This is a genomic window from Pseudomonas frederiksbergensis, from assembly GCF_017114915.1.
Lineage (GTDB): Bacteria > Pseudomonadota > Gammaproteobacteria > Pseudomonadales > Pseudomonadaceae > Aquipseudomonas > Aquipseudomonas frederiksbergensis_I.
On record NZ_JAAUOE010000077.1, the window covers coordinates 1 to 7030 of the forward strand.

Sequence of the window (7030 nt, forward strand, 5' to 3'; positions counted from 1 at the left end):
CCCTTAGTATCAAATCTAATGAAAGTTTGATGTCGAGAAGGAGTCTGATATGAAGAAGCTACTTACGGCCAGCTTGCTGGCTGTCATGAGCACCGCGGCATTGGCAGCGGATGAACCCACCAATAAACCGGCGAGCGAAGCAGTGAGCGAGCCGCTGTCCTTGAACACCCCGCTGGTCGGGGACGTGACTGTCGCCGAAACTGTGTTAATCGGCGCGGCTATCGCCGGCGCTGCAGTGGCGGCTTCAAACTCCGGTGGCAATTCCAATGGCGGTAACTCTGGCACGGGTGGTACCACCGGCACTGGCGGTACGACCGGTACCAACTAATACCCCGCGAAGTGTGTTGTTCAAGATCACTCAGAGTTCTCTGGGTGATCTTGTTTTAGATTTGCCCTCGACTAGCGTAGTGCCATTTATGATCCGTAGATTATCTGTTGTTATGCTGGCAAGTATCAGCTTGCACGGCTGTATGTTTTCGCCTGGTCAACACATGGACACCAGTCAGATGGTCAGTGACGGCTCTCCGGAGAGTAGCCGGGTGGAGCTTATTCCCATCACGCCTAAATTGATTGCCATGGACGCCGCCACGCAAGTTCGCGAATCGGTCCCTTCGATATTGACGTCCTATGTGCCTGGCGGTTATCGCGTGGGCGCCAATGACCTGTTGTTTATCACGGTCTGGGATCATCCCGAGTTGACGGCGCCTTCTGGCCCGCAACAGCAACTCGATGCCAACGGTCGTCTGGTGCGCCCGGACGGCACGCTGTTTTATCCCTACATTGGTAATATTCCGGCCGCCGGTAAAACCATCGAAGAGTTGCGAGCCTTTATCGCCGAGCGCTTGTCGCAGTTTGTCGAAAGTCCTCAGGTCGACGTCAGTGTTTTGCGTTTCGCCAGCCAGACCGTGGTGATTTCCGGTGCGGTGCTCAAAGCCGGTCAGCAACCGATCACCACCAACCCATTGAGTGTGGTGGAGGCCATTGGCGTGGCCGGGGTGGACCCGTTGAACGCAGACCTGTCAGGCCTGACGTTGACCCGTGACGGGCGCGAATACAAGCTGGATCTGGATACCCTCAATCGCCAGGACTCACAGCTGCAGGGCGTCTACCTCAAGGGTGGCGACCGGTTGTACTTGCCTTATAACGACCAAAAGCGAATCTATGTCATGGGTGAGGTCAACCAGCCTCGCGCGCTGAGCTTCAAGAGCAAATCGATCAACCTGACCGATGCTCTGGGCACGGTGGGTGGCTTGAACCAGACCACCTCCAATGGCAACGCGGTGTACGTGATTCGCGGCGCGGACAATCTGGAAACCGAACCGGCCAAAGTGTTCCAGCTCGATGCCGAATCCCCTTCGGCCCTGGTGCTGGCCACCCGTTTCGATTTGCAGCCGCAAGACATCGTCTATGTCGGCCCGGCGGGTGTGACGCGCTGGAACCGTTTGATCAGCCAGCTTCTGCCTACGGCCGCAGTCCTCGGCACCGGCGCCAACGCTGTTAATAACGTCAGCGAAGTTAACAGCAGATAAGGCTCTATCCCGCCGTGAAAATTTTGCCTACCTGCGCCTGTCTGACGATAGCGCTCTTGCTGTGCGGGTGTAACCCGTTGACGAAGGCCTCTTGGGACACCCTCGAAGCCTCCGTCGCGGGGCCTGCCTCCATCCATTTGACCCGCGCCCAGGTCGACGCTGTGCCTTATCCGCAGATCCTGGTCACCACCATCTCCAGCGAGGGGGTGATGGCCAGGGCCCGTCGGCGGGGCGATCTGGAATTCTGGGTCGCTTCCGGCAAGCAAGTGCTGATGATGCGTGACGGTCTGGTGGTGCGCACTGTCGGGCTGGGCGTTTCTCTGGATGGCACTCGCTTCAATGAAGAGTCGCCCTTCAAGCGCGGCCTTCAGCATGTGCCCGACGGTTACACCAGCACGCGCTGGATCGACATCTACGACGGCAACCGAATCGGTATTGCCGTCAACAGCCGTTTCAGCCGCCACGGCATCGAGACCATCAGCATTCTGGACAAGGATTACGCCTTGCTGCGCATTGACGAGCAGGTGGATGCACCCACCCTGAATTTCCACGCCACCAACCGCTACTGGGTCGACCCCCAGGACGGTTTCATCCTGCGCAGCGAGCAGCATCTGACGCCGCAGCTGTTTCTGAAAATCGTGCAGTTACGCCCTGATCGGGGAGCTGCCCGGTGAAGTGTTCGAACCTTTTCTTGCTTGGCCTGCTGTTGATCGGTCCGGGTGTAGGCCAGGCGGCTGTCACGGTCAGTGGTGATGTGCGCAGCCCCGGCCCCATCGACGTCAAACCCGGTGCGCGTTTGCTGGACGTCATTGGCCAATCCCAACCCAACGCCGAAAGTTATTGGCTGGGCGCGGCGTGGCTGCACCGTTCATTGGAGGATAAACAAGCGCGGTTGAAGGCGGGTGTTCTGTTCGATCTGAAACTGGTGCAGCGGGGTGCCTTGCTCGATGGCAAGAACACACGAGCGGACTTGAGTGCGCGCCTGTATGAGCAGGTCGAGCGGCTGCCGGTCACTGGACGCCAGGTTGCGGTGCTTGATCCGATCGCTGTGGAGGTGGGGTTCGCCCGCAACGCGTTGCTGGATGATGGCGACCGTCTGATTTACCCGGCGCGCCCATCCACCGTGGAAATTCTTGGGGCGGTCGCGCAGCCCTGTCAGGTGCCTTACCGCGCCCTGCAGGAGGTGCGTGCCTACGCCCGGGATTGCACTCTCCTCAGCGAGGCCGAGGGCGATTATCTGTGGCTGATCCAACCCGACGGTCAGGTGCGGCGCGTGGGCGTGGCGGCATGGAATCGTGAGGACGGCGTTGTGGCGGCTCCCGGCAGCAGGATCCTGGTGCCGATCCGCAGCGATGACCTTGAGGTGCCGACCCCTGAGCTCAACCAACAACTGGCCGAGTTTCTCGCCACTCAACCTTTGGCTGAGGTGGCCCCTTGAAGTGCCCCTTTAAGTTACGTTTTGCTGCTGCATTGCTCCTGCCCTGTGGATTGGCTCATGGTGAGCCGCGTTACACCCAGAGTGATTTTGGTGGCGTCGGTCTGTTACAGACCCCCACCGCGCGCATGGCCCCCGCAGGTGAATTGAGCGCCACCGCGAGTCGTACCGATCCTTACTCGCGCTACAGTTTTTCCTTGCAACCATTCGATTGGCTGGAGGGCTCGTTTCGTTACACTGCGATCACCAACCGCAACTACGGTCCCGAGGATTTTAGCGGCGACCAGAGCTTCAAGGACAAGGCCATCGACTTCAAGGCGCGGCTTTGGGAAGAAAGTCGCTGGGCGCCGCAGGTTGCCATCGGCGCCCGGGACATTGGCGGTACCGGGCTGTTTTCCAGCGAATATTTCGTCGCCAACAAGCGTTATGGCAACCTGGATTTCAGCCTCGGCATCGCCTGGGGTTATTTGGGTAATCGAGGGGATTTTAGCAACCCGCTGGCAGTCTTCGGCAGCAAGTTCAACGACCGGCCAGAAAGCACGGCGGCTGTGGCCAGGGCAGGGGACGTGAATGCCAACGCCTACTTCAGGGGCCACCCTTCGTTGTTTGGCGGCATTGCCTATCAAACGCCGTGGGCACCGCTGAGCCTGAAGCTCGAGTACGAGGGCAACGACTACAAGAACGAGCCACTGGACAACTCGATCAAGCAGGACCTGCCGATCAACTTCGGCGTGGTCTACAAACTGGCCGACAGCATCGATCTGAGCGCCGGCTGGGAGCGCGGCAATACGGCGATGTTCGGCATCACCTTGCACACCAACTTTGTCAGCCGCAAGGCACCGGTCAAGACCTATGACCCTCCCGCCGAGCCGCTGCCGGCGCAGGCACCGTCGACCCCGGCCGACCGGGTCAACTGGGCCGATGTCTCCAACCGGCTGCAGGAAAATGCCGGCTATAAGGTCAAACGCATCACCCAGCGCGGTTCGGAGCTGATGGTGTATGGCGAGCAGTCCCGCTATTTTTATTCGGCCAAGGCTGTTGGGCGAGCCAGCCGGATTCTCGATAACAGCGTCAATCAGGACATTGACTGGTTCACCCTGGTGAACCAGCGTTATGACATGTCCATCGAGGAAACCAGCGTGCCGCGGGAAACCTTCCGCGCGGTCGTGAACAACGACCAGCCGCTGAAAGATCTGCACCGCACGACCGAGGTCAATCCGGCGACTGCGCACCGGGAAACCACGCTCTACACCCAGGCGCTGGAGCCGTTCAGCTATGGCTTGGGCCTGGGCTACAAACAGAACATCGGTGGCCCTGACGGCCTGCTCTATCAGTTCACCGCCGATGCCGACGCGGAGTACCGTTTCACCCGCAATACCTGGTGGAGTGGCTTGCTCAGCGCCAACCTGGTGAACAACTACGACAAATTCACCTACGACGCGCCGAGCGGGCTGCCGCGAGTGCGCACCGATCTGCGCCAATACCTGACCACCTCCGATGTGACGATGCCGACGTTCCAGTTCAACCATGCGGCGCAGCTGGATCAGAACCTGTATGGCATGGTCTACGGCGGCTATCTGGAATCCATGTATGCCGGGGTCGGCAGTGAAGTGCTGTATCGACCCACGGGGAAGCGCTGGTCGGTGGGTGCTGACCTGAACTTTGTGCGTCAGCGTGATTATGATCAGGGCTTCGGTCTGCGTGATTACCAGACCGTGACGGGCCATGTCACCAGCTATACTGAGTTGCCCAATGACATGCTTGCAGCGGTCAGCGTTGGGCGTTATCTGGCACGGGACTGGGGCACCACCGTCGACTTGTCTCGGGTGTTCAAGAACGGTGTGAAGTTTGGCGCCTGGGTCACCCTGACCAGCGCCTCGAAGGAGGAGTATGGCGAGGGCAGCTTCGACAAAGGGATCTACGTGTCCATCCCGTTCGACGAGTTGATGAGCACCTCCACCATGCGTCGGGCCAACATCATCTGGGCGCCACTGACTCGCGATGGTGGTGCACGCCTGAGCCGTGCCTACTCGCTACAGACCATGACGGACGGACGTGACAGCGACCTGTTCTACAACAACTTCGAGAAAATTACCGAATGATCACGTGGCTCAAAGGGCTGGTCGAGTTGCCATTCTGGCTTCGGGGTCTGGTCTTTATCGCAGTGACCGTGATTCTGCTGTTCGCGGGTCTGCGCTCTCAGCCAATCCCGGAGCTGTTTGCCGAAGAAGACAAGATCCATCACTGGATCGGCTTTCTGGTTTTCGCGTTCAGCTGCCGCCTGGCCTTTCCCAATGTGAAGTTACGCTGGATCGCCTTGGGGTGTTTGCTCACCGGTGTACTCATTGAGCTTGCGCAAGGTTTGATGCCGCTGCGCACGGCTTCACCCTACGACATGCTGGCTAATTGCATCGGCGTGTTGATGGGGTTGTTGGTCGCCAGGTGCTGGGTACGCCGAAGCTGAAAAGGCGTTAAGCACCTCGCCGTCACCTGGCATCCTGTCACTGTTGATCCTCGCTACATCCCCCTCCAGTAACACCTCTCTTACCACTCCATCCGACGCATGTGTAGCAGCTGCCGAGCCTGCGAGGCTGCGTTCGGCTGCGCAGCAGTCGTCAAGCCAGAGCTTGCGATGCATCAGGCAAACCGCGTCAACCGGATTCACGACTGCTGCGCAGCCGAACGCAGCCTCGCAGCCTCGCAAGCTCGACAGCTGCTACAGGCGAACGCAGATTTCGGCAGTTGCTACAAAAAAGAGTGTGAATGGGNGCATCAGGCAAACCGCGTCAACCGGATTCACGACTGCTGCGCAGCCGAACGCAGCCTCGCAGCCTCGCAAGCTCGACAGCTGCTACAGGCGAACGCAGATTTCGGCAGTTGCTACAAAAAAGAGTGTGAATGGGATAAGGCGGTGGAGGCGGGGGGAGGCTCCGGGCAGTCAGAGATCTGACTGCCCGGATTGTGGCCTTGTTAGCTACAAGCTGAAGAACAGGCGGGGGGCAAATCGCAGGGGTTAATAGATATCCTTGGAAAAAAGCGTAAAGGGCGTCTTGATCAGGATCTTGATATCGAGCCACAACGACCAGTTGTTGATGTAGTTGAGGTCGATCTCCACGCGCTTTTGCATTTTGTCGAGGGTCTCGGTTTCGCCACGGCAGCCGCTGATTTGGGCCAGCCCGGTGATGCCCGGTTTGATTCGATGACGGGCCATGTAGGCCTGGATCTTGCCCGTGTAGTAGTCATTATGGGCGATCGCGTGTGGTCGCGGGCCGACCAGTGCCATGTGGCCTTGCAGCACATTGAAGAACTGCGGCAGTTCATCGATGGATGTGCGTCGTATGAAACGGCCGACCGGGGTAATGCGCGGGTCTTCACGGCCGGCCTGGCGCACCTGGTGATCCTGGTGCAGGCGCATGGAGCGGAACTTCCAGACCTTGATGATCTTGCCATTCCAGCCGTGGCGCTCCTGTTTGAAGATGATCGGGCCAGGGGAAGACATCTTCACCGCGACGGCAATCACCAGAAGCAGCGGGCTGAAGGCGATCAGCGCCAGGGCGGCGAGGCCCCTGTCCAGCAGGGTCTTGCTCAGCGCCGCTGTCGGGTAACTGGTCAGCGGGCTTTCATTAAGGTGAATGGCGGGCAGGCCATCGAGTTCGCTGACGGAGTGATTGAGCAACGTCATGCTGCCCAGATCGGGAACCCAGACCACATCGACATTGGAGTCGAGAAGGTCGATATACAGTGCTTCGACCTGTTTGGCTTCGCTCAAGGGCAGCGCGATGTACAACCGCCGGACATCGTGCACCCGGATCAGCTCGCGCAGCTCCTGCAACTGGCCCACGATTCTGTGGGCATTGACGTTGGTCGACAACTCGTTGGGTTTTGAGCTGATCAGGCCGACCAGCGGCGGAAACTCGGTATTGGCCAGTTTGTCCGCCAGATTCACCGCCAGTTGGTCGGTGCCGATGATCAGGGTGTTGTATTGGCTGTGCAATTGCCGATGGTAGTGCCTGGAAAAAGTGTGCAGAGGCAGGTACAGCAAGGCCTGCACGCAATAACCTGCCAC

Annotated in this window: 7 protein-coding genes; 6 read left to right on the forward strand and 1 reads right to left on the reverse strand. The window is 59.2% G+C overall.

The genetic code is table 11. From position 1 onward, the window contains the following. The first annotated feature begins 49 nt into the window (after positions 1–49). From HCU66_RS26375 to HCU66_RS26400, 6 genes are all read left to right on the forward strand, one after another. The gene (locus HCU66_RS26375) at positions 50–328 is read left to right on the forward strand and encodes a hypothetical protein (protein ID WP_205891310.1); all 279 of its coding nucleotides are present in this window, start codon (positions 50–52) and stop codon (positions 326–328) included. Between the two features lie 88 nt (positions 329–416). Then, complete coding sequence (locus HCU66_RS26380) at positions 417–1529, forward strand: polysaccharide biosynthesis/export family protein (protein ID WP_205891311.1); 1113 nt, start codon at positions 417–419, stop codon at positions 1527–1529. Positions 1530–1543: 14 nt separating this feature from the next. After that, positions 1544–2203: a YjbF family lipoprotein gene (locus HCU66_RS26385; protein WP_338136472.1), complete on the forward strand. Its 660-nt coding sequence runs from the start codon at positions 1544–1546 to the stop codon at positions 2201–2203. Beyond that, a complete protein-coding gene (locus tag HCU66_RS26390; protein ID WP_205891312.1) occupies positions 2200–2967 on the forward strand; it encodes a capsule biosynthesis GfcC family protein in 768 nt (255 codons plus the stop codon). The genes HCU66_RS26385 and HCU66_RS26390 overlap by 4 nt, the downstream gene beginning before the upstream one ends. After that, complete coding sequence (locus tag HCU66_RS26395; RefSeq protein WP_205891313.1) at positions 2964–5066, forward strand: YjbH domain-containing protein; 2103 nt, start codon at positions 2964–2966, stop codon at positions 5064–5066. Before HCU66_RS26390 ends, HCU66_RS26395 begins: the two co-directional genes overlap by 4 nt. Beyond that, positions 5063–5428, forward strand: coding sequence for a VanZ family protein (locus HCU66_RS26400; RefSeq protein ID WP_205891314.1), 366 nt, complete (start codon positions 5063–5065; stop codon positions 5426–5428). Before HCU66_RS26395 ends, HCU66_RS26400 begins: the two co-directional genes overlap by 4 nt. A gap of 549 nt (positions 5429–5977) precedes the next feature. On the opposite strand, the gene HCU66_RS26405 is transcribed toward HCU66_RS26400, so the two are convergent. Beyond that, positions 5978–7030: undecaprenyl-phosphate glucose phosphotransferase (locus HCU66_RS26405; protein ID WP_205891315.1), on the reverse strand; the 1053-nt coding region annotated here is incomplete at its 5' end.